The sequence below is a fragment of the Winogradskyella ouciana genome (assembly GCF_965284585.1).
GTDB lineage: Bacteria > Bacteroidota > Bacteroidia > Flavobacteriales > Flavobacteriaceae > Winogradskyella > Winogradskyella ouciana.
This window is the reverse complement of sequence record NZ_OZ260095.1, coordinates 1,869,362-1,891,949: the sequence shown is the minus strand read 5'-3', so window position 1 is coordinate 1,891,949 and position 22,588 is coordinate 1,869,362. Positions and strand designations below refer to the sequence as shown.

At 36.2% G+C, this 22,588-nt stretch carries 17 protein-coding genes; 11 read left to right on the top strand and 6 right to left on the bottom strand.

Annotated elements, in window-relative coordinates; all coding sequences use genetic code 11:
* The first annotated feature begins 109 nt into the window (after window positions 1–109).
* Window positions 110–6,238: an alpha-2-macroglobulin family protein gene (locus ACQ65V_RS08190; protein WP_430467546.1), complete on the top strand. Its 6,129-nt coding sequence runs from the start codon at window positions 110–112 to the stop codon at window positions 6,236–6,238.
* 101 nt (window positions 6,239–6,339) lie between these two features.
* Here the strand turns inward: ACQ65V_RS08190 and ACQ65V_RS08185 are convergent, their stop codons facing one another.
* The 5 genes from ACQ65V_RS08185 to ACQ65V_RS08165 all read right to left on the bottom strand — a co-directional run bounded on the left by ACQ65V_RS08185 (window position 6,340) and on the right by ACQ65V_RS08165 (window position 10,676).
* Window positions 6,340–7,068: an SDR family oxidoreductase gene (locus ACQ65V_RS08185; protein ID WP_430467545.1), complete on the bottom strand. Its 729-nt coding sequence runs from the start codon at window positions 7,066–7,068 to the stop codon at window positions 6,340–6,342.
* Window positions 7,069–7,147: 79 nt separating this feature from the next.
* On the bottom strand, window positions 7,148–7,672 hold the full coding sequence (locus ACQ65V_RS08180) for a DUF4136 domain-containing protein (RefSeq protein ID WP_430467544.1): 525 nt from the start codon (window positions 7,670–7,672) through the stop codon (window positions 7,148–7,150).
* Window positions 7,673–7,742: 70 nt separating this feature from the next.
* Complete coding sequence (locus ACQ65V_RS08175) at window positions 7,743–8,456, bottom strand: ion transporter (RefSeq protein ID WP_430467543.1); 714 nt, start codon at window positions 8,454–8,456, stop codon at window positions 7,743–7,745.
* Between the two features lie 18 nt (window positions 8,457–8,474).
* Window positions 8,475–9,473, bottom strand: coding sequence for a GTPase ObgE (obgE, locus tag ACQ65V_RS08170; protein WP_430467542.1), 999 nt, complete (start codon window positions 9,471–9,473; stop codon window positions 8,475–8,477).
* 93 nt (window positions 9,474–9,566) lie between these two features.
* Window positions 9,567–10,676 carry an adenylate kinase gene (locus tag ACQ65V_RS08165; protein ID WP_430467541.1) on the bottom strand — a complete coding sequence of 370 codons (1,110 nt, stop codon included), beginning with the start codon at window positions 10,674–10,676 and terminating at the stop codon, window positions 9,567–9,569.
* A 154-nt stretch (window positions 10,677–10,830) separates the two neighbouring features.
* On the opposite strand from ACQ65V_RS08165, the gene ACQ65V_RS08160 reads away from it, so the two are divergent.
* The 9 genes from ACQ65V_RS08160 to ACQ65V_RS08120 all read left to right on the top strand — a co-directional run bounded on the left by ACQ65V_RS08160 (window position 10,831) and on the right by ACQ65V_RS08120 (window position 18,727).
* Window positions 10,831–11,985, top strand: coding sequence for a 5-(carboxyamino)imidazole ribonucleotide synthase (locus ACQ65V_RS08160; protein WP_430467540.1), 1,155 nt, complete (start codon window positions 10,831–10,833; stop codon window positions 11,983–11,985).
* 3 nt (window positions 11,986–11,988) lie between these two features.
* On the top strand, window positions 11,989–12,468 hold the full coding sequence (gene purE / locus ACQ65V_RS08155) for a 5-(carboxyamino)imidazole ribonucleotide mutase (RefSeq protein WP_430467539.1): 480 nt from the start codon (window positions 11,989–11,991) through the stop codon (window positions 12,466–12,468).
* A 186-nt stretch (window positions 12,469–12,654) separates the two neighbouring features.
* Window positions 12,655–14,691: a M3 family metallopeptidase gene (locus ACQ65V_RS08150; RefSeq protein WP_430467538.1), complete on the top strand. Its 2,037-nt coding sequence runs from the start codon at window positions 12,655–12,657 to the stop codon at window positions 14,689–14,691.
* Window positions 14,692–14,785: 94 nt separating this feature from the next.
* Window positions 14,786–15,556: a hypothetical protein gene (locus tag ACQ65V_RS08145; RefSeq protein ID WP_430467537.1), complete on the top strand. Its 771-nt coding sequence runs from the start codon at window positions 14,786–14,788 to the stop codon at window positions 15,554–15,556.
* Window positions 15,557–15,603: 47 nt separating this feature from the next.
* Entirely contained in the window at window positions 15,604–16,107 is a 504-nt protein-coding gene (locus ACQ65V_RS08140; RefSeq protein ID WP_273289526.1) for a GbsR/MarR family transcriptional regulator, read from the top strand.
* A gap of 382 nt (window positions 16,108–16,489) precedes the next feature.
* Window positions 16,490–16,927, top strand: a complete 438-nt coding sequence (locus ACQ65V_RS08135; protein ID WP_412561551.1) for a hypothetical protein — start codon at window positions 16,490–16,492, stop codon at window positions 16,925–16,927.
* Window positions 16,928–16,930: 3 nt separating this feature from the next.
* A complete protein-coding gene (locus ACQ65V_RS08130; protein WP_430467536.1) occupies window positions 16,931–17,812 on the top strand; it encodes a methyltransferase domain-containing protein in 882 nt (293 codons plus the stop codon).
* Between the two features lie 63 nt (window positions 17,813–17,875).
* Entirely contained in the window at window positions 17,876–18,430 is a 555-nt protein-coding gene (locus tag ACQ65V_RS08125) for a sigma-70 family RNA polymerase sigma factor (RefSeq protein WP_273289529.1), read from the top strand.
* Between the two features lie 39 nt (window positions 18,431–18,469).
* Window positions 18,470–18,727 (top strand): hypothetical protein, encoded by a 258-nt coding sequence (locus ACQ65V_RS08120; protein ID WP_155090011.1) that lies wholly within the window; start codon window positions 18,470–18,472, stop codon window positions 18,725–18,727.
* On the opposite strand, the gene ACQ65V_RS08115 is transcribed toward ACQ65V_RS08120, so the two are convergent.
* Entirely contained in the window at window positions 18,710–19,543 is an 834-nt protein-coding gene (locus ACQ65V_RS08115) for a hypothetical protein (RefSeq protein WP_430467535.1), read from the bottom strand. The two genes, ACQ65V_RS08120 and ACQ65V_RS08115, sit on opposite strands and share 18 nt — an antisense overlap.
* 122 nt (window positions 19,544–19,665) lie before the next feature.
* Between ACQ65V_RS08115 and gcvP the strand changes: the two genes are divergently transcribed.
* Window positions 19,666–22,515 carry an aminomethyl-transferring glycine dehydrogenase gene (gene gcvP, locus ACQ65V_RS08110; protein WP_430467534.1) on the top strand — a complete coding sequence of 950 codons (2,850 nt, stop codon included), beginning with the start codon at window positions 19,666–19,668 and terminating at the stop codon, window positions 22,513–22,515.
* The last annotated feature ends 73 nt before the right edge of the window (window positions 22,516–22,588 follow it).

Below are 22,588 nucleotides of genomic sequence, written 5' to 3'. Positions count from 1 at the left end.
GTTTCACTCACAAATTGTTTAACTTCACTCATTGAAACGACACACTCACGTTTTAAAGCTTTTTTTGGAACACCTTTTGAAGGTATTTTGTACAAAACGAAATGAATTCATGAAAACTTATATCTCAATACTAATGCTAATTTGCTTTGCTTCTTTTTCTAATGCCCAGAACGATTTTGAAAGTCAATGGGAAAAAGTCACCAAACTCGAAAAAGATGGACTGACTAAAAGTGCAGCAGAATTAGTTGACACCATCTACAATGACGCTGTTGAAGCTGAAAATAAGCAACAACAAATAAAAGCCTTATTGCACAAGAGTAAATATATGCTTGTGCTGGAGGAAGATGCGCAACTCAATATCGTTAATCTTTTTAAGTCAGAAATTGAAGCTTCAGAAAATATCGTTACCAAGCACCTTTTAGAAAATATGCTGGCAACGATGTATTGGCAATATTTTCAGCAAAACCGATATAAATTTTATAATCGTACTAAAACTGCCGAAAAAGTAGATAATGTGGATTTTAGGACTTGGGATTTGGAAACCTTATTCCATGAAATTCATGTGTATTTTCAACGTTCACTTGAGAATGGCTTATTGCTTCAACAAGAACCTTTAAAAAACTATAGTATGCTTCTACACGAAGCCGAAGGTTCTAAAACTTACAGACCAACCTTATACGATTTGTTGAGCCACAACGCGCTTCAGTTTTATAAGACTGACGAAAATAGCATTACGCAACCAGCTTATAAATTCACCATTGACCAACCTGAATTTATTGCGGATAGCGAACAGTTCATCAACTTGAATCTAACCTCAAAAGATTCAACATCGCTTCAACTACAGGCTTTAAAAATTTATCAAAACCTATTAAAGTTTCATCGTGATGACACCATTACAAAAGCTTTTGTTGATGTAGATTTAGAACGCTTAAATTTTGTGGCGCAACATGCCACCTTTCAGAATAAAGAAGCTTTATTGCTCCAAACTTTAAAAGGAAAAGCAGACGCTCTTAAAAACAATCCGCTTTCAGCACTTTATAATTTTGAAATTGCCTCGGTTTACAAAGCAATGGGAAACCGCTACAATAGTAATCCAGATGGAAGTAAAGTGGATGACACCAACCGTTGGAAGCTAAAAGAGGCTTTGGAAATATGTGAAAGTGTTATTTTAAAATTTCCTGAAAGTGATGGCGCAAAACAATGTAAAATCCTAAAAAAGCAAATTCTACTGCCAAACATAAGACTTCAGGCTGAAGAATATATTCCGATCAATTCTGCATCACGAATTTTAGTGAGCTACAGCAATCTCACCAGTTTAGATTTCAATATTTATAAGGTCAGTAAAAACCAATTAGAGAACTATAATAAGTCTTATAATGCTGAAGAAAAAAGTAAGTTTTTCAGCAAGTTGAGTCCAATAAAATCATTTTCCAACACTTTAAAATCCGAAAACGACTACCAAGAACACACTACGGAAATCATTGTGCCAGAATTGGCAAATGGCCTATATCTTATAAAAGCAGATACCAAAACCAATGATGTTTTTGCGGCTTCTCATATTCAGGTGACGGATTTAGCGTTATTGGAAAGCAATCAAAATGATGTGGTGAATTATCAGCTCATCAACAGAAGGAACGGAGCTACAATTGTAGATGCTGCAATTACCATTACCTACCGAAACAATAGAAACAAACTGTTATCCAAAACATACACTACAGACCGTTTTGGAAAATTTAAGTTCAACAAAAACAGTAGTTATTACAGAGCTGTAGAAGTCCGCGTGAATCACAAAGACGAAACCGCCTACTTTGGTGATTACCATATTGGCAGAAAATACCAAACACGAGAAAACAAGGACACCAAATACAGCGTTTTTCTGTTTACGGATCGTAGCATTTACAGACCTGGACAAACCGTTTATTTTAAAGGTATTGCCACAGCTACCAAAGATGGAAATACTGAGGTTTTTGCGAATGAAGATGCCAAAGTAAAACTCAAAAACGTTAACGGTGAAGTGGTTAGTGAACTCACATTAAAAACCAATGAATTCGGTTCGGTGAGTGGTGAATTTATTTTACCTAACGATGGACTTACGGGCAACTACTCCATAGAGATGTTCAGCGGAAGAAATGGCTATACCTATTTCTCAGTTGAGGAATACAAACGCCCGAAATTTAAACCAGAATTTCAACCCATTACCGAAACTTTCAAAGTTAACGACAGCATTATCGTAAATGGCTTAGCCAAGGCTTTTGCTGGTAGCAATATCACAGATGCCAAGGTGGTTTACCGTGTGAATCGCCAAGTACAATACCCAACTTGGTGGTATTGGAGACGACCAGGTCATTTCAATGCCGAAGCGCAAGAAATCACGTTTGGTGAAACTAAAACCAATGATAAAGGTGAGTTTAAAATCACTTTTAAAGCCATACCAGATGAGAGTGTCTCAAAAGACAATTTACCAATTTTTAGATACGAAGTCACTGCAGATGTTACCGATATTAATGGAGAAACACGTTCCGTAAGTACAACGGTTAATGTGGGTTATCATGCCGTGACTTTACAGATTTCAGCACCAAACACTATTGATAAATCGAAAAAAGCAATTGAAATCTCTCTAAATTCCATGAATTTGAATGGAGAGGAAGTTCCTGCAAAGGGAACATTGAAGATTTATAAGCTAAACGCACCTGATCAGGTATTGCGAGAAAGACCTTGGAATGCACCAGATTACCAAGTGATTTCCAAAGAGGAATTTAAACGCTTATTTCCTCACGATCCTTACAATAATGAGCACCTGATGACTAATTGGGAAAAAGGAGAGGAAGTTTTCAGTACATCATTCGATACTGAAGAAGAAAAGACCATAACGCTTAAAAAGTTGAGAAAATGGGATTCTAGCAAGTATATCATTATTGCCGAAAGCGAAGACAAGTATGGGCAAGAGGTAAAGGATGAAGTCTTTACAACACTTTACAGCGATGATGACAAAACCGTTGCCGACAACCAATTATTTGAAGCCACTTTAGACAAGGAGAGTTACAACGTTGGTGATATAGCAAAGCTAACCTTGGGCTCTGCTGCCAAAGATATTACCATTACGGTTGAAGTTGAAAAAGATGGTAAAATCATTGTCACGCAATTGGTAAAACTGAGCAATTCTAAGCAAACGATAACCATTCCCGTATTAGAAGGTGATGTCGGAGGATTTGAAGTTCATGCAAGTTTTGCGGCTTTCAATAGTTATATAGCACAACGTTTTGGAGTGAATGTGCCTTATCCAAAAACCGATTTAGAGATTGAAACCACCACGTTTAGGGATAAATTACAACCAGGACAAGATGAAACCTGGAGCTTTAAAATTAAAGGCCCAAAAGGAGATAAGGTTTCTGCTGAATTATTAGCAAGCATGTACGATGCCTCATTGGATGAATTTAGAACACACGACTGGAATTTTAATCCAATTCACAGAAGGTATTACTCTGGTAGAATAAACAAAAACCATAGGCAGAGTTTTGGCAATACGAGTTTTAGGGTATTTAACCGTTTTGAACAAATTGCGAATTATAGCTCACAAAACTATGACCAGTTGAATTGGTTTGGGTTTTATTTTAAGTATGGTAGAACTCGTTATTTGACGAGAGGAATAGCTTCTGGTCTTGAAGTTGAGGCAGCTGTTAGTGAAGCATTTGAATCTGACGAAAATTTAGAGTCAGTAGTTGTTATGGATTCTGAAAGCAAAAAGGCTTTAGTTTACAATAGTGTCACAGAACAAAGCGGAGGAACCATTATAGCTGAAAGAAATCCAAAAGAAGAAAAAGTTGATTCTGATAATATCCAAATCCGAAAAAACCTAAACGAAACAGCCTTCTTCTTTCCGCATTTACAAACCGATGCAGAAGGTAATGTAAGTTTTAATTTTAAAGCTCCAGAAGCCTTAACCAAATGGAAACTGCAATTATTGGCACATACCAAAACTTTGGAAAGTGCAGTTACACAATTGGAAGCTGTTACTCAAAAAGAGTTAATGGTGATTCCAAATGCACCTCGATTTTTACGTGAGGGAGACCAAATTACCATTAGTACTAAAATTGCTAATCTTACTGATAATGAGCTAACTGGTATGGCTAAATTAGAATTGACAGATGCTGTTACTGGAAAAGATATTTCTAAGGACATACTGGTCGTTGAGCGTAGTCGAAACGACAATTCTGAAGATGGCACTTCGACTTCGCTCAGCGCCCAGAACTTTTCTGTCGACGCAAATGGAAACACACAAGTCTCATGGTCTTTGGCAATTCCAGAAGGTTTACAAGCCGTACAATACAAAGTCATTGCAAAAGCTGGTGATTTCAGTGACGGCGAACAAAACGCTTTACCAGTCTTATCAAATAGAATGCTAGTCACAGAAACACTACCAATGTGGGTACGTTCTAATCAGACGAAGATGTTTACGTTAGATAAATTGAAAAACCAGACATCGACGACGCTCAGTCACCATAAATTGACCTTGGAGATGACGTCCAACCCAGCTTGGTATGCGGTTCAGGCGTTGCCTTACTTAATGGAATATCCTTATGATTGTAATGAGCAGACGTTTGCACGTTATTATTCAAATGCGTTGGCGCAACATATTGTAAAGTCTAATCCAAAAATTGAAGCCGTTTTTAACCAGTGGAAGTCTTCAGATGCGCTTTTAAGTAATTTGGAAAAGAATGAAGAATTGAAGTCAATATTAATCCAAGAAACACCTTGGTTACGCGATGCACAATCTGAAACGGAACAGAAAAAACGCATCGGATTGTTATTCGATCTTAATAAAATGAATAATGAACTGAGTTCAGCCTTACGTAAACTGAAACAAAACCAATTACCATCTGGTGCTTGGCCTTGGTTTAATGGCGGCTATGCGAATCGTTACATTACGCAACACATTATTTCTGGTTTTGGTCACTTGAAACAACTCAATGTCATTCAGAGCGACAGCGAAGAATCTCAAATGATTCAAAACGCCATACAATACCTTGATGCGGAATTTGTAAAAGAATACAAAGATATCAGAAAGTACAATAAGGATGTTGATTTGAACAAGGACCATCTGTCTCACATGCAATTGCATTATTTGTATGTCCGCAGTTTGTATCCTGAAATAAAAGCTTCAAAAGAAGTGGAAACCATCATGGATTATTACAAAGGTCAGATTCAAAAGTATTGGTTAAAACGTTCATTGTATGCCAAAGGGTTAATGACTTTAACCATGCACAGAATGAACGATGATGCCACTGCTGGCAAAATTCTAAAATCATTAAAAGAAAACAGCATCACTTCTGAGGAACTAGGCATGTATTGGAAATCTAACACCAACTCATGGCATTGGTACCAAGCACCAATCGAAACCCAAGCCCTGTTGATTGAAGCATTTGCTGAAGTTGGTAATGTCATTCAGAGCGAAGCGAAGAATCTCGAAGACATCGACAACCTAAAAATCTGGTTGCTAAAAAACAAGCAAACCAATAGCTGGAAAACCACAAAAGCAACGACGGAAGCTGTTTACGCCTTATTATTACAAGGCAGCGATTGGCTAAGCGTTACCGAAATGGTAGATGTGAAGGTTGGTGATGAAACTATTTCACCAGAGACTTTAGACGACGTAAAACTTGAAGCTGGTACTGGCTACTATAAAACATCATGGACAGGTTCTGAAATTGAACCAGAAATGGCGGATGTCACTATTTCCAAAAAGAATGATGGCATTGCTTGGGGAGCGATGTACTGGCAATATTTTGAGGATTTGGATAAAATCACCTCGGCAGAGACTCCTTTAAAACTGAGTAAGAAATTGTTCTTAAAAACCAATACAGATAAAGGTGAGGAAATTTCTGAAATCACTTCAGATACTAAATTAAAGGTTGGTGATTTAGTTAGAGTGCGAATAGAACTAAGAACGGATCGCTCTATGGAATTTGTACACCTTAAGGATATGCGTGCTGCAGGTTTTGAGCCAATTAATGTATTGTCTCAATACAAATGGCAAGATGGATTGGGTTACTACGAAAGCACTAAAGATGCCGCTACCAATTTCTTTATGGATTATCTACCAAAAGGTGTTTATGTGTTTGAATACGACCTAAGAGTAAACAATGCTGGTAATATGAGTAATGGTATTAGTACAATTCAATGTATGTATGCGCCTGAGTTTAGTAGCCATAGTGAGGGAGTTAGGGTTAATGTTGAATAGTTGTCTCGCTAAGGCGCTAAGACGCAAAGATTGAAAACCTTTAAACTGACTCGTCGTTGCGAGTTCATTTGTCTTTGCGTCTTTGCGACTTTGCGAGTTCTTTATTTACTACTAGGAGGCGTCGTCGGACGCACTTCAATTTTACTAGGTAAGGTTCTCGGATTCATTTTTAATAAATCGATGACCAGTTCACCGATATCTTCAATCTGAATTTTCCAAGCATCTTTATCACTAGGCTCATTACCATTAAAGTGTGTAGAAACCGAACCTGGCATAATGGTACTCACTTTAACTCCATACTTACGCAAATCCAACATTACCGCTTGCGTAAATCCGGTAACACCAAATTTACTCGCATTATAAGCAGAGCCACCAGCAAAGAAATTCGTTCCTGCTAAACTTGAAATGGTGATGTAATAACCTTTTGTGTTTTTAAGTGCATCGACACTGGCCTTTATGGAATTAAAAGCACCTGTAAGATTAGTGTCTATAACTTGGTTCCATTGCTCTGAAGTTAAATCCTCTATACTTCCAAAATGGCCAAGACCAGCATTAGCAATAACAATATCTAATTGCCCAAAGGTCTTTATAGCTTGATTAACCGCTTCTTTTTGGCTATCGAGTTGCCTCACATCTGCTTGAACACCAATGATAGAACCTGTACTGTTGGTTTTTGTTGCTAATTCTTCCGCTACTTCGTCTGCTGCATCTTTGCTCCTACTGGTTATAACTACTTTTAAGCCTTGATTGAGCAAAGCTTCTGCCACACCATATCCTATACCTTTTGTACCACCTGTAATGAGTGCTACTTTTCCTTTTAAATTGTCCATGTTTATTTTTTTGATTTCATTCAAAATTACGAAACCAATGAGGAAACCTGAAGTTTAAAATGTTAGGGAAATGATAAAGTTATTCTTTAGGCGGATAACCCTCAAAAATTTTATCTACCAATTTAGCCAAAGTAGCTTCGCGTTTTTCAACTGAAGCGTTTCCTTTGTAAGTACTCTCACTAACGGCTTGCCAAAAAAGTCTTTCATTTTGGTTTTTATCTACAAAATCGATGGTGATCTCTCTTGTGTATTTGTTAGCGTTTAAAGGCACTCCAACAGAAACACCTCCAAAGCCTCCGCCTCTACCTCCACCGACACCAACACCAACATTAGGGCTATTTCGGTTCATCAACTCCCTACTTTGAATATCGATATAAAAATCTGGGTTGTCGGATCGTTTCAGACCCATTGAGGACAATTTAGTATCTATAGTACTTATGATACGAATACTATCAAACTTGCTTAAACCCGTCTGCATATCATCAAAATAGTCGTAGGTTTTGTATTGCGTAAAGTCTGTGGATGTTTCGTAGTCGTAGTTGACAAAGGTTGTTCCACAGGAAGTAAATAACAAGGCTAGTATAATAAACTTGAAAGCTTTCATTTTTTTATTTTAAAGATAACGAAAAATAGATTCAGCATAAAGCACGGCAAAACAGAAAGGTACACTTTAACTATTCTCCATCAGAATTAGGCTCAACAACTTTGGTCAATGAGGAAGAAATGATTCCGGTAGGTATAGCAACAATGCCTAAGCCAATAAGGAGAATAATAAAGGTAAATACTCGCCCACCAACCGTAATAGGATATACATCACCATATCCTACGGTAGTCAAGGTGACGATAGACCACCAAAGGCTGTCGAAAATAGATGAAAAATGCTCTGGTTGTGCTTCGTTTTCAAAATAATAGATCCCAATGGCCGCAAAATATATTAAGACCAAAGTGACACCCATAAAAAGGACAATCTGTTCTTTTGCCAAAATCATTGCTTTGGTAAAATGACGCATGGCCTTATTGTAGCGCACCAATTTTAAAAGTCTAAACAATCTGAACATTCGCAATACTCGCAACGAGCGCAAATCCACACCAAATGACAGATAGAATGGCAGTATGGCGAAGAAATCTATTAGACCAAAAAAGCTGAAAATAAACTTTGGTTTGTTATCTGCTACGTAGATTCTGGCTAAATATTCAAGCGTAAATATTATGACACAAAAAATCTCAATAGAATTGAGTATAACTTTAGTCTGTGGTTTTAAGTTGGGTAAGGTTTCAATAGAAAATGTAATAACCGATAAAACAATTAACACCTGAATAAAAACCGCAAAGCTCTTACTGAGCTTATTGTCGTTATATTCTACGATGCTTTTGACGGTTTCTTTCATTGAAGCGCAAATGAGAGTTTAGTCATTCAACATTTTCCAAAGTTTATCTTTTAATTCGGTCAATCCTTGCTGTGCTACAGAAGAGATAAACATATAATCACTTTCTAAATCTTTGTCTAATATAGTGGAAATTTCAGATTTGAGTTCTTCGTCCAACATATCGGATTTAGATATACAAACAAATCGTTCTTTATCCAACATCTCAGGATTATATCGTCTAAGTTCATCGACCAAAATTTCATACTGCTCAACTATATCCTTAGCATCTGCAGGAATCAAAAACAATAGAATGGAATTCCGTTCTATATGTCTTAAAAAGTAATAGCCAAGTCCTTTACCTTCTGCTGCTCCTTCAATAATACCAGGAATATCAGCCATTACAAACGATTGAAAATCGCGATACTCTACAATACCCAAATTTGGTTTTAAAGTCGTAAACTCATAGTCAGCAATCTTAGGTTTCGCTGCCGTTAACACCGACAATAATGTCGATTTTCCTGCATTTGGAAACCCCACCAAACCAACATCAGCCAATACCTTAAGCTCTAAGGTAATATTTCTTTCTTCTTGTGGAATACCTGGCTGTGCATAACGTGGAGTTTGATTGGTCGAACTTTTAAAATGCCAATTGCCACGACCACCTTTACCACCTTCAGCGACTATTTTTTCCTCACCGTCTTCGGTAATTTCAAAAAGTATGTCGTTGGTTTCCGTATCTCTTACAACGGTCCCTAGTGGTACTTCTACAATTGCATCTTCTCCATCAGCTCCTGTACTTCTTCCAGAACTACCATGTTCACCATGGCCAGCTTTAATGTGGCGCTTAAATTTTAAGTGAATGAGTGTCCAAAGGTTAGAGTTTCCTTTTATAATGACATGGCCACCACGACCACCATCTCCACCATCTGGTCCGCCTTTTGCTATATATTTTTCACGATGTAAATGCGTAGAGCCTTTACCTCCGTTACCAGAAGAGACGTGCATTTTTACGTAGTCTACAAAATTTCCTTCAGTCATCTAATACGTTTAATTGTTTATTCGTTGTGTCGTTTATTTGAGAAGAAACTTCGAAACATTTCACTTTATCAAATAAACGAATAAACGCATTAACTAGAGTTTATCAAGAACGGTACTTAAACGTTCTGTAATATCCTCAATACTTCCTACTCCATCAACACCAAAGTATTTATCTTGATCTGAATAGTAGTCTTTTAATATCGCCGTTTTGTTGTAGTATTCCTTGATACGGTTTCTGATAATACTTTCATCAGCATCGTCAGCTCTTCCACTAGTTTCGCCTCGTTTTAACAAGCGTTCTACCAAAACTTCATCATCAACTTCTAGTGCAACCATAGCATTGATTTGGGAATCTTTTGAATCCATCAACTCATCTAAAGCTTTAGCTTGTGCGTTGGTTCTTGGGAAACCATCAAAAATAAAACCTTTAGCACCGGCATTTTTTTCAACCTCTTTATTCAGCATATCAATAGTCACCTGATCTGGAACCAATTCCCCCTTATCCATATAGGACTTTGCTAACATACCTAAGGCCGTCTCATTTTTGATATTAAATCTAAAGACATCTCCTGTAGAAATGTGTATTAAATCATACTTTTCCTTTAAGAAATTAGCTTGTGTCCCTTTTCCTGCACCTGGAGGTCCAAATAGCACGATGTTCGTCATGTGTTGTGTTGTTTTTAATTGATATACGTTTGGTAAATCCCTTCCTAGTCCATTGTAATCGAGTCCGTAACCGACAATGAATTTATTCGGAATTTCAATACCTACATAGTGAAGTTTAAAATCCTTATCATAAGCTTCAGGTTTGTAAAATAAGGTGGCTATTAGCAGTTCTTTTACATTTTCATTTTTGAAAATGCGGTGGACTTCCTCTAGCGTCTTACCTGAATCTATGATGTCTTCTAAAATAACGACGGTTCTGCCTGTTAAATCTTGGGTCAACCCAATCAATCGTTGAATATCTTCGGTAGATTTAACTCCTTCGTAAGATGCCAACTTAATAAATGTGACTTCACAAGGTTTTGGATACTTCTTTACAAAATCACTCACAAACATAAATGACCCATTTAAAATACCCACAAAAACCGGCATTTCGTCTCCTAAGTCTGTAGAAATAGCATCTACCATTTTATCTACCGCAGCATCAATTTCTTGCTCAGAGATAAAAGGTTTAAAGTATAAATCGTGAAGCTTTATCACAGCCTAATTATTTTAGAAATGCAAAGATAATCAAATGATTGAGGATTGACGATTTTTTGAAATACGAATTTAACTGCATGTCTCATATTTAATGTATTTTTGTAACGAATAAATATTGAATTTTTAAAGATTCCCTCCTATCTGGAGAATAAATATGAATTACTTTTCTTCAAACTTTAAATTAGGTATTCTTGGTGGTGGTCAATTGGGCAAAATGATACTTTACAACACACGCAAATTTGATATTTACACCTGTGTGTTAGACCCGAGCAAAGAAGCACCTGCAAGATTGGCTTGTGATGAGTTTACAGTAGGTGATCTAATGGATTATGACAGTGTGATTAACTTCGGAAAAAATGTCAATGTCCTCACCATCGAAATTGAAAACGTTAACGTTGATGCGCTTGAAAAACTTGAAGATGAAGGTGTAAAGGTTTTTCCAGCTTCAAAGACATTAAGGACAATTCAAAATAAAGCGACTCAAAAATTATTTTATCGCGATCATAATATTCCAACAGCAGATTTTTCGAGATTCGCTCATCCTTCAGAAATTGAAGATGCTGTGGATAATGGAGGTTTAAGTTATCCTTTTGTATGGAAAAGTGCTCGATTTGGCTATGATGGTCAAGGTGTTAAAGTTATTAGATGGGCTACGGATTTGGTTGATTTGCCAAATGTGGAATGTATAGCAGAAAAATTGATTCCGTTTAAAAATGAATTGGCTGTTATTGTTGCCAGAAATACAGAAGGGCATTTAAAAACCTATCCTGTGGTTGAGATGGAGTTTCATCCTGAAGCCAATCAGGTAGAATATGTCATTTGCCCAGCTCGTATTCCTGACGCTATTGCCAAAAAAGCAGAATTAGTAGCTTTAAAAGTTGCATCTGCCTTTAAGCATGTTGGGCTGTTGGCTGTTGAAATGTTTCAAACCGAAGATGATGAAATTCTGGTTAATGAAGTAGCGCCAAGACCTCATAACTCTGGTCACTATAGTATTGAAGCTAGTTATACAGACCAGTTTGAACAGCATCTTAGATGTGTTTTAGGATTACCATTAGGCAACACGGAAAGCAAAGTCGCTGGAGTTATGGTCAATCTAGTAGGTGCTGAAGGTCATACAGGAAATGTACTTTACAAAAATATTGAAGACATTATGGCGATGGCTGGAGTAACACCTCATATCTATGGTAAAAAACAAACAAGACCTTTCCGAAAGATGGGTCATGTTACAATAGTTGATAAAGATATTGCAAAAGCACGTGAAGTGGCAGAAAAGGTAAAACGAACAATTGAAGTAATCAGTGAATAAATCATGAGTAAAGTAGGCGTAATAATGGGAAGTAAAAGCGATTTGCCAGTGATGCAAGACGCTATAGATATTTTAAAAGGTTTTGATATTGAAGTGGAGGTCGATATCGTTTCAGCACATCGTACACCAGATAAGTTATTTGACTATGGCAAAAATGCCCATACCAGAGGTATAAAAGTGATTGTTGCTGGTGCTGGTGGAGCTGCACATTTACCAGGAATGGTCGCTTCTCTATCACCTTTGCCTGTAATTGGTGTTCCTGTAAAAAGCAGTAATTCTATTGATGGTTGGGATTCGGTGCTTTCCATTTTGCAAATGCCAGGTGGAGTTCCTGTAGCTACCGTAGCTCTAAATGGAGCAAAGAACGCTGGGATTTTAGCCGCACAAATTTTAGGTAGCTCAGACCAATGTATTTTAGATAAAATCGTGGTCTATAAAGAAGGGTTAAAAGCCAAGGTAATAGATTCTGCCAAAGACCTATAAAAAAGCCTCAACCGGAGTCGAGGCTTTAAGCTATTAACCAATTTCTCAGAGTAAACCATTATCACTCTGAAAATATGCTGCAAAAATAACCAAACTTAAGGTCTTAATCTATTATTACGTTCTTAAATATGCGTTAAAATTCAGATAATCAATTAGATAAGTAAGAAAAATTAGACATTTCATAATATGACTATTCTAAATCAGCCATTTGGCACCAAATATAATTCTGCACCTTTTTCAAAAATAAAAGACGAAGACTTTCTTCCGGCTTTTAAAACTGCTATTAAAAAAGCTAAATCAGAAATTGATGCTATTGTTAAAAATGAGGCAAATCCAACATTTGAAAACACCATTGAAGCCTTAGATTATTCTGGTGAGGAATTAGACCGAATTTCGAGCATTTTTTTCAATTTGAATTCTGCTGAAACCAACGATAAAATTCAAAAGATCGCACAAGAAGTGTCACCTCTACTTTCAGAATTTAGTAACGACATTACTTTAAATGAAGATTTATTCAAACGTGTTAAAGCGGTTTATGATTCAAAATCAGACTTAGATCTAACCACAGAGCAAGAGACCCTTCTCGATAAAAAATATAAAGGTTTTTCAAGAAATGGTGCCAATCTACCCAAAGACAAAAAGGAAAAACTGCGTGCCATAGACAAAGAATTAAGTCAATTGAAATTAAAGTTCGGAGAGCACATTTTAGCTGAAACCAACAAATTTGAAATGCACCTTACAGATGAATCTGAAGTTTCAGGATTGCCAGATGGTGCAAAAGAAGCCGCAAAGCAATTGGCTGAATCTAAAGGTAAAGACGGTTGGCTGATTACTTTAGATTATCCGAGCTACATTCCGTTTATGACCTATGCAGACAATCGTGAGTTGCGAGAAAAGCTATCGAAGGCGTTCGGCAGCAAAGGTTTTCATAATGATGAATTAGACAATCAAGATATTGTATTGCGAATTGCAAATCTTCGTTTTGAGCGTGCACAACTTTTGGGCTATAAAACCCATGCGCATTTTGTACTAGAAGAGCGCATGGCGGAAACACCTGAAAAAGTCAATGCGTTTTTAGAAGAATTATTGGAAAAGGCAAAGCCTGCAGCAGAAAACGAATTCAAAAAACTTGAAAGTTTTGCTAAAGATTTAGACCACATAGATCAACTTCAAAAATGGGATTCTGCTTATTATTCTGAAAAGTTGAAACAAAAATTATTCGATTTAGATGACGAAAAATTGAAGCCTTATTTTAAGTTAGAAAATGTCATCAATGGTGCGTTTATCGTTGCCGAAAAATTATATGGATTACAGTTTGAAGACATCAAAACCATAGACAAATATCACGAGGATGTTCTCACATATAAAGTGACTGATAGTGAAGGCCAATTGGTATCCATTTTTTATGCCGACTTTTTCCCAAGAGCTGGTAAGCGCAACGGAGCTTGGATGACGTCCTACAAACCACAGATGGTTAAGAACGGTGAGAATGAAAGGCCTCACGTCTCTATCGTCTGTAACTTTACAAAACCTACCAAAAGCAAGCCCTCTTTATTAACCTTTAATGAGGTAACAACTTTATTCCATGAATTTGGTCATGCTTTACATGGTATGTTGGCAAACACAACATATCCGAGTTTATCTGGTACCAATGTATATTGGGACTTTGTGGAATTACCTAGTCAGGTTTTAGAAAACTGGTGTTACGAGGAAGAGTCGCTAAAACTATTTGCCACCCATTATGAAACCGGAGAGGTTATTCCGATGGATCTCATTGAAAAAATTAAAGCCTCCTCTACCTTTCATGAAGGTATGCAGACCTTAAGACAGATTAGTTTTGGATTACTGGACATGGCTTGGCATGGAATTGACCCTTCAAGTATCAGTGATGTAAAACAACATGAACTAAAGGCTTTTGAAGGCACAAAACTTTATCCAGATGTTGGCGAGAATTGTATGAGCACCGCTTTTGCACATATCTTTCAGGGAGGTTATTCTTCTGGGTATTACAGTTATAAGTGGGCAGAAGTTTTGGATGCAGATGCCTTTGAGTATTTTAAGGAGGAAGGCATCTTTAGCAAAACGGTTGCAGAAAAATTCAAGTCTTTTGTTTTATCGCAAGGAGGTACAGAAAACCCTATGGTGTTGTATAAAAAATTCAGAGGAAAAGAACCACAACCAGATGCTTTATTAAGACGTGCTGGATTGATTGAGAAGCGGTAAATTTTAGAAAAAATTTGCTAGAATTTGACGCCAAAGTCTAGACGAAACGTACTAATCTAAAGAAATAAGTGATTAGTTTGTTCGTTATCTATCTATGAAGCTTGTAAAATTTCTTGGTCATTTATCTATTGTTTTGATACTGACCGTCCTTACTCAAGTTGGTGGAATTATATGGCTAATATCTCTTGTCATTGCTATAAAATTCAAAAAGAAGAAACGTTATGTATTTCTTAGTCTGTATTTAATATGCAACCTCATCATTGTACCACCTGTGGCTTCGCTTTTTGGAAGAGTACAACTTCCTTGGTTTAATGACAATCTAGCACCTAGAAATTGGTTTTATCCTTTAGCATTCAGGAACTATGTGAATCCAGAGTTACGAGACTTACTTTTGAAAAGTTCTAAGTCAAGTGGAATACAAATAACATATCTCGATGCTAATTTTCCGTTCTTAGATGGTTTTCCACTGCTACCTCATCTAAGTCATGACAATGGTAAAAAAGTTGATTTAAGTTTTCAATATACCAATGAAGATGGGACAAAAACCAATAAAAAACCATCATTCTTGGGTTATGGCACTTATGTAAGTTCTAATAACAGAATATCTCAAAGCTGTTTAGAAAAAGGATATTGGCAATATGATTTCCCAAAGTATTTAGCATTTGGATTACATAACGATTTACAATTTGATTCTAAATCTACTCGATCATTAATACAAACCCTATCCTCTCATTCTGAAACTCAAAAAGTATTTATTGAACCCTACTTGAAGCAATCTTTAGGCTTAGAGAATGAAACTAGAGTTAGATTTCATGGCTGCCAAGCCGTAAGACATGATGATCATATTCATTTACAAATAAAATAAACTTTCAATAATTATTGAAAGTTTAAAAATTATTGTATATTTGTACTATGGAATATAAAGAGGCAAAAGAAAAATTCATAAGTACTTGGGGAAGTTTAGGCTCACTTTGGGGCATAAACAAAGCCATGGCACAGATACAGGCTTTGCTTTTTATTTCCACAAAACCTCTGTCTATGGAAGATATTATGGAGGATCTTAAAATCTCTCGTGGTAACACCAGCATGAATTTAAGACAACTCATGGATTGGGGAATTGTAACCAAAGTCTTGGTGTCTGGTGAGCGCAGAGAATATTTTACTACAGAAAAAGACGTACAAGAGTTGGCACGTATCGTTGCCAAAGAGCGAAGCCGAAGAGAAATAAAGCCTGTAATAAAAGTTTTGGACGAAGTCTCTTCCATTAAAGATGACGGTACAGAAAACACTAAAGAATTGATAAAACAAACTAAAGCTTTAAGAGAATTGACAGATGATTTGGACACACTGATGAACAAGCTTGTAAATCAAAAACAAAATTGGTTAACAAAATCGGTTTTTAAACTGATGAAGTAGTCAATATATTTTTTTTATCAAACTTTCAATTTTTTCTGAAAATTTAAAAACAATAGAATTATGAAGTTATTGTACCAATTTAACAAGATCTGTTTAATTATAAACCTAATCCTTTACCTAACCTTCTTTTTTGGACTATATGCTCAAATTGTATTAGGTGGAATTCAAGTTATAAGCGCAATAGGACTTTTTTTCATATGGAAGAAGTTTAAAGATAACCATAAAAAGCAATTTTTAATATACTGGATCTTGGTATCTCTTTATGGAATTGCCTGGTTATCAGAAATCCAGCTCAACGATTTTTGGTGGTTAAGTATTATAGTTATTCCAATGTCTATTGCTATCTATTTTGTTTGGTTATTAAATAATTTAAAAAATATTAATGATGAAAACAGATATTCCTAATTGGCTCATTATTCTTGGTGGATGCGGTCAAATATTCACAGCGCTTATTTATCCGTACATAAGACATAAGGTTTTTGATTGGTATAATGATGTTAAACAGTTAAAACCATTGAATCAAGAAATCGCTAAAACCTATGGTAGATACATACAAGGGCTTAATTTCTCTTTTGGTCTAATTGCTATCATTATTCCATCTGATTTAAAAAATGGAACAAATTTATCAATTGCAATAACAGGTCTCATTGCAGCTTATTGGGTGGGTAAAGTAGCTACTCAAATTGCCTATTATCCCATGTATGAAATACCTCAAAAAGTTATCTTTAAAATTGGAAGCTATTTCATGAACTTTCTATTTACACTATTCGCTGTAGTTTATACATGGCTACTGCTATATAACATTTACGAAACCATTTAAATCATGAAGGCACAATCAATTACATACACAACGGATTCTGAACATAACAAAATAGAAATGGTAGATTTCTACAACGAAGCTACCGAAGACTACGAATTCTGGAGCAACGATTACAATATGCACTTTGGGTATTTTATCCCGTTTAAAACCAATCCGTTTAAACGTGATTCTATGCTCAATGAAATGAATAGTCAAGTACTTAAACGCTTACATATTGGTAAATCCAAAACCCGTTTGGTTGATATGGGCTGCGGCATGGGAGCCACAATGAGACATGCCCTAAAGCAATACAAAAATATCATTGCCTATGGAATAACACTTTCCGATTTTCAGGTGAAACAAGGTAATGAACTTCTTAAAGGCAAAAACGGAATTATACTCAAAGAAAACTATAACCATACATCATTTCAATCCAACACGTTTAATTCAGCGGTCGCTATAGAAAGTTTATGTCATTCTGGTCATGATTATAAATCATTAAAGGAAGCACATCGTATTTTAAAACCTGGCGGACGCTTTGTAATTGCAGATGCTTTCTTGAAAAAAGATCAATCTAAGCTGTGTAGAGGTGGCAAATACTCTTATAAAAAACTATGTAGCCATTGGAGCTTAGAAAAATTAGAAACACATGGCTACATAAGAGAAAAACTAGAAGCACTAGGCTTTATTGACATTAAAGTAGAAAACGTTTCATTTAAGGTTGCACCTTCAGTTTTGCACGTACCTTTTGCCATTACAGGATTTATCTTAAAAAAGCTCTTTAACTTTAAAAGATTAAAGCAAGAAAGTTTTCATAATCTAAAAGGGTCATTTTACGCCTTGCTATCTGGCCTTCATATGAGAAGTTTCGGGTATTATATCATCAGTGCTACCAAAGCTAATTAATAAGTTGGCTTATATTAGAAGTTAATATTTTATCCTATTTTTGGTCTTGCAATGATATTCTAAATGACTAATCATAAACTAGATCCCAATAACTGGATAAAACTTTATTCTGACTATCTCTTTAACTACACGATTTCGCGAGTTAACAATAGAGAGATTGCTCAAGATTTGGTTTCTGAAACATTTTTGGCAGGACTCAAGGCCATGAAAAACTTTAAGGGTGAAGCTAGTGAGCGTACGTGGCTAATTTCAATTTTAAAGCGTAAGATCATTGATTACTATCGTAAAATAAATTCTAAAAAAGGCCAGGCAGAAGTAAGAATGAGCTATAGTAACCATACAGATGCTGAAGGTGATTGGCTAGAAGAACGCGTTGCAGATCCTTTTGATAAAACGGCCGAAGACCGATTGGAAAATTCAGAATTGGGCGATGCCATTTACGATTGTATCTCCAAACTACCTGAAAAACAAGCCCAAGTTTTTAAAATGAAAACAATTTTGGGCTACGAAACTGAAACAATTTGTAATGAATTAAATATCACTGCGTCTAATCTTTGGGTAATCATTCACAGAGCAAGAACAGCTTTGGCAGATTGCATGGAAGAAAAATGGTTTTAAAATATAATAAACCCTTCTCTTAGGAAGGCTAGAATAGAAATGAAAAAAAGTTTTTTATTTATAAGTTGTGAGGAAGCAAAGCATATTTGTGACAAAAGACAATATGCTGAAGCTACAACATTGGAGCGAATTAAACTTGCTCTTAGGCTTTCTTGGTGCCGTATAACTAGAGCTTATTCCAGCAAAAACAACAAATTGACTGAAGCACTACAAAAGGCTGAAGTCAGTTATTTAAGAAATGATGAGCGAAGTAAGCTTCAACAACAGTTTGAAGAAGAATTAGCCAAGTACCAATAATATTACGAGCCACATAATCGGCAAACCCTCCACCCAAAAAGCACTATAGTATTTAGATTGGCGCTTGTTGGAAAACACCACAAACAGAAGCGTCACAAATACCATTACTAATGTAGAAAGTATTGCATTTGCTGATAGCTCATCTTTAAAATACTCTAAAAAGAAAAACACCATTAACAACAAAACACCTGTGATTTTTGTGTTTTTGATTCCTATTTTTTGAGGAATAGTTCCCAATTTTAAACTGTCAAAATTCAAGTCCCTTATCTCAAAAGGCAACATTAATACAATGACTAAAATAAAGCGCTGTACAGTTGTTATTATAACATCAGAATCAATCGCAACGCCCAATTCAATCAAAGGCAAAAGCGCAGTTGTAAACGCCCAAACCAAAGCTATTACATAAATTTTCAACCCGCTTATCTCTCGTAAATTCATCTGGCTGTCCCTAAAATAACTCATAGGCAATAAAGGCACAGCATACAAAAACGTAATAAGACCAAACACGGATAAATATATCAAGGTTTTTAGATTGAGTTGAAACGCATAATAGCACATAGCAACAAATGCAAGAAGTGAGAATATTTGAATAGCTTTTAGCCATCCCGCTAAACTTCTATGGTGAAACTTAGCCACTCCAAAATATTTTACAAAGTTATAACCTGTAATGGTTGCAAAAAAGACAAAGTAAAGCACACTTTCGTCATAATTCAGTCCAAACTGTAACAAGGTTATCCAAGTAAAGGCATATACAGCCAGTGCTGCATGTATACTGCTATTAAGATAAAAATCAACAATGGCTTTTAAAACCTTCATAAAACAAAAATAGGCAATGTGTTAATAACCCTTGCTTTCCGTTAAAAACTTTAGTTTTCATTAACTAATTAAAAGAGGTAAAGCTGTATTTTTGCAAAACTAAACAAACACAACATTTTTTAATGGACACAACCTCTTTTGCACTTAGACATATAGGCCCAAGTTCTCAAGAACAAAAAGACATGCTAAATACCATTGGCGTGAGTAGTATAGACCAATTGGTTTCTGAAACTATTCCTGCAGGAATACGTTTAGAAAAAGATTTGGATCTAGAGCCTGCCATGAGCGAGCAAGAATACCTAAACCATATTAATAAGCTGTCTCAACTCAATAAAGTCTATAAGTCTTACATAGGTCTGGGATATCATCCGTCTAATATGCCAGCGGTTATTCAGCGTAATATTTTAGAAAACCCTGGATGGTACACGGCTTACACTCCATATCAAGCTGAAATAGCTCAAGGTCGATTGGAAGCGCTTTTAAATTTCCAGACTATGATCATAGATCTTACAGGAATGGAAATTGCCAACGCTTCACTTTTAGATGAAAGTACAGCGGCAGCAGAAGCGATGAGTTTGCTATTTGCTGTAAGAGACAGAGCCCAGAAAAAAGCTGGTGTCAATAAGTTTTTTGTTTCAGATTTAGTGTTGCCACAAACCATTGACCTATTAGAAACCAGAGCAACACCAATTGGAATTGAACTTGAAATTGGAAATGAAGCCGAATACAATCTTTCGGATGAATATTTTGGTGCCTTATTGCAATATCCTGGGAAAAATGGTCAGATTACGGATATCAAGTCCTTTATAGAAAAAGCAAATGCCGTTAACATTAAAGTTGCCGTAGCTGCAGATATTTTAAGCTTGGTTAAGCTTGAAGCACCAGGAAAATTTGGTGCTGATGTGGTTGTTGGTACTACACAACGTTTTGGTATTCCGATGGGTTATGGTGGTCCACATGCTGCATATTTTGCCACAAAGGAAGCTTATAAACGAGATGTTCCTGGGCGTATAATTGGTGTGACCAAGGATGCCAATGGCAACAGAGCCTTGCGTATGGCTTTACAAACTAGAGAACAACATATTAAGCGCGATAAAGCAACTTCTAATATTTGTACAGCACAGGTATTATTAGCCGTTATGGCTGGGATGTATGCAGTATATCACGGACCAAAAGGTTTACAGTTTATTGCAGATAAAGTAAAAAATACGGCTTCAACATTAGCTAAAGCTTTAGAAAGTCTTGGTGTAGAACAAGTCAATTCACATTATTTTGATACGCTTCAGGTTAAAGCTGATCCTGTTAATGTGAAATATTATGCGGAGAAAAAAGAAGTCAACTTTTATTATCCAGACAGTAACACTGTAACTATTTCTGTAAATGAAACCACTACTATTGAAGATCTAAATGAAATTGTTTCAATTTTTGAAATCGTTACCGAAAATAAAGCTGATAAAATTACTGAACTCATTGAAGGTGATATTATTCCAAGCGAATTGAAGCGCCAGACCGATTTTCTGAACTTTGAAGTGTTTAATTCTTATCATTCTGAAACAGAATTGATGCGCTACATAAAGCGATTAGAACGAAAAGATTTAGCCTTAAATCATTCTATGATTTCGCTTGGGTCTTGTACTATGAAGCTTAATGCAGCATCAGAAATGCTACCATTAAGCTGGCCAAGTTGGGGAAATATGCACCCTTTTGCACCAGCTGACCAAGCTGCTGGCTACAAATTAATGCTAAATGCCTTAGAGAATCAGTTGACTGAAATCACAGGATTTGCAGCCACCTCATTGCAGCCAAATTCTGGAGCTCAAGGTGAGTTTGCTGGTCTTATGGTTATTAGAGCTTACCATGAATCTCGTGGTGACCATCATAGAAACATTTGTTTAATCCCGTCATCAGCGCATGGTACAAATCCTGCAAGTGCTGTAATGGCAGGCATGATAGTAGTTGTGACCAAAGCATCTGAAAATGGTAATATAGATGTTGATGATTTAAGAGAAAAAGCAGAGTTGCATAAAGACAATCTAGCAGCTATAATGGTTACCTATCCTTCAACACATGGAGTATATGAATCGGCCATAAAAGAAATTACACAAATTATTCACGATAATGGCGGACAAGTTTATATGGATGGTGCAAATATGAACGCCCAAGTTGGATTGACCAATCCAGGAAATATCGGAGCTGATGTATGTCATCTTAACTTACATAAAACCTTTGCTATTCCACATGGTGGTGGTGGCCCAGGTGTTGGACCAATTTGTGTTGCTGAGCAGTTAGTGCCATTTTTACCAGGAAATCCAATTATAAAAACTGGTGGACATCAAGCTATTTCCGCTATTTCATCAGCACCGTTCGGTTCATCATTAGCATGTATAATTTCCTATGGTTATATAACAATGCTTGGAGCTGATGGCTTGAAAAAAGCGACGGAAGCAGCCATACTAAACGCCAACTATATCAAAGAGCGATTAGAAGGTTATTACGACACACTTTACACAGGTGAAAATGGACGTGCTGCCCACGAAATGATTGTAGATTGCCGAGATTTTAAAGCCAATGGTATCGAAGTCACAGATATTGCAAAACGTTTAATGGATTATGGATTCCATGCGCCTACGGTATCTTTCCCAGTTGCTGGTACTATGATGATAGAACCCACTGAGAGTGAGAGTAAAGCAGAAATGGATCGTTTTTGTGACGCCATGATCTCCATACGCAAAGAGATAGACCGTACCTCTAAAGATGAGCCAAACAATGTGTTAAAGAACGCTCCACACACCATGGATATGTTAACCTCAGATGAATGGTTGTTGCCATACACTAGACAAGAAGCTGCATTTCCATTAGACTATGTAAAAAACAATAAGTTCTGGCCTAGTGTTAGACGTGTAGATGATGCCTATGGCGATAGGAATTTAATGTGTAGTTGTGCTCCAATAGAAGATTTTATTGAGGCATAATTTTTGCTGTTGAACATCGTAAAATTGAACATTTTTTAAAAACTATTAAATAAAATATAGTTAAATTGTAGGT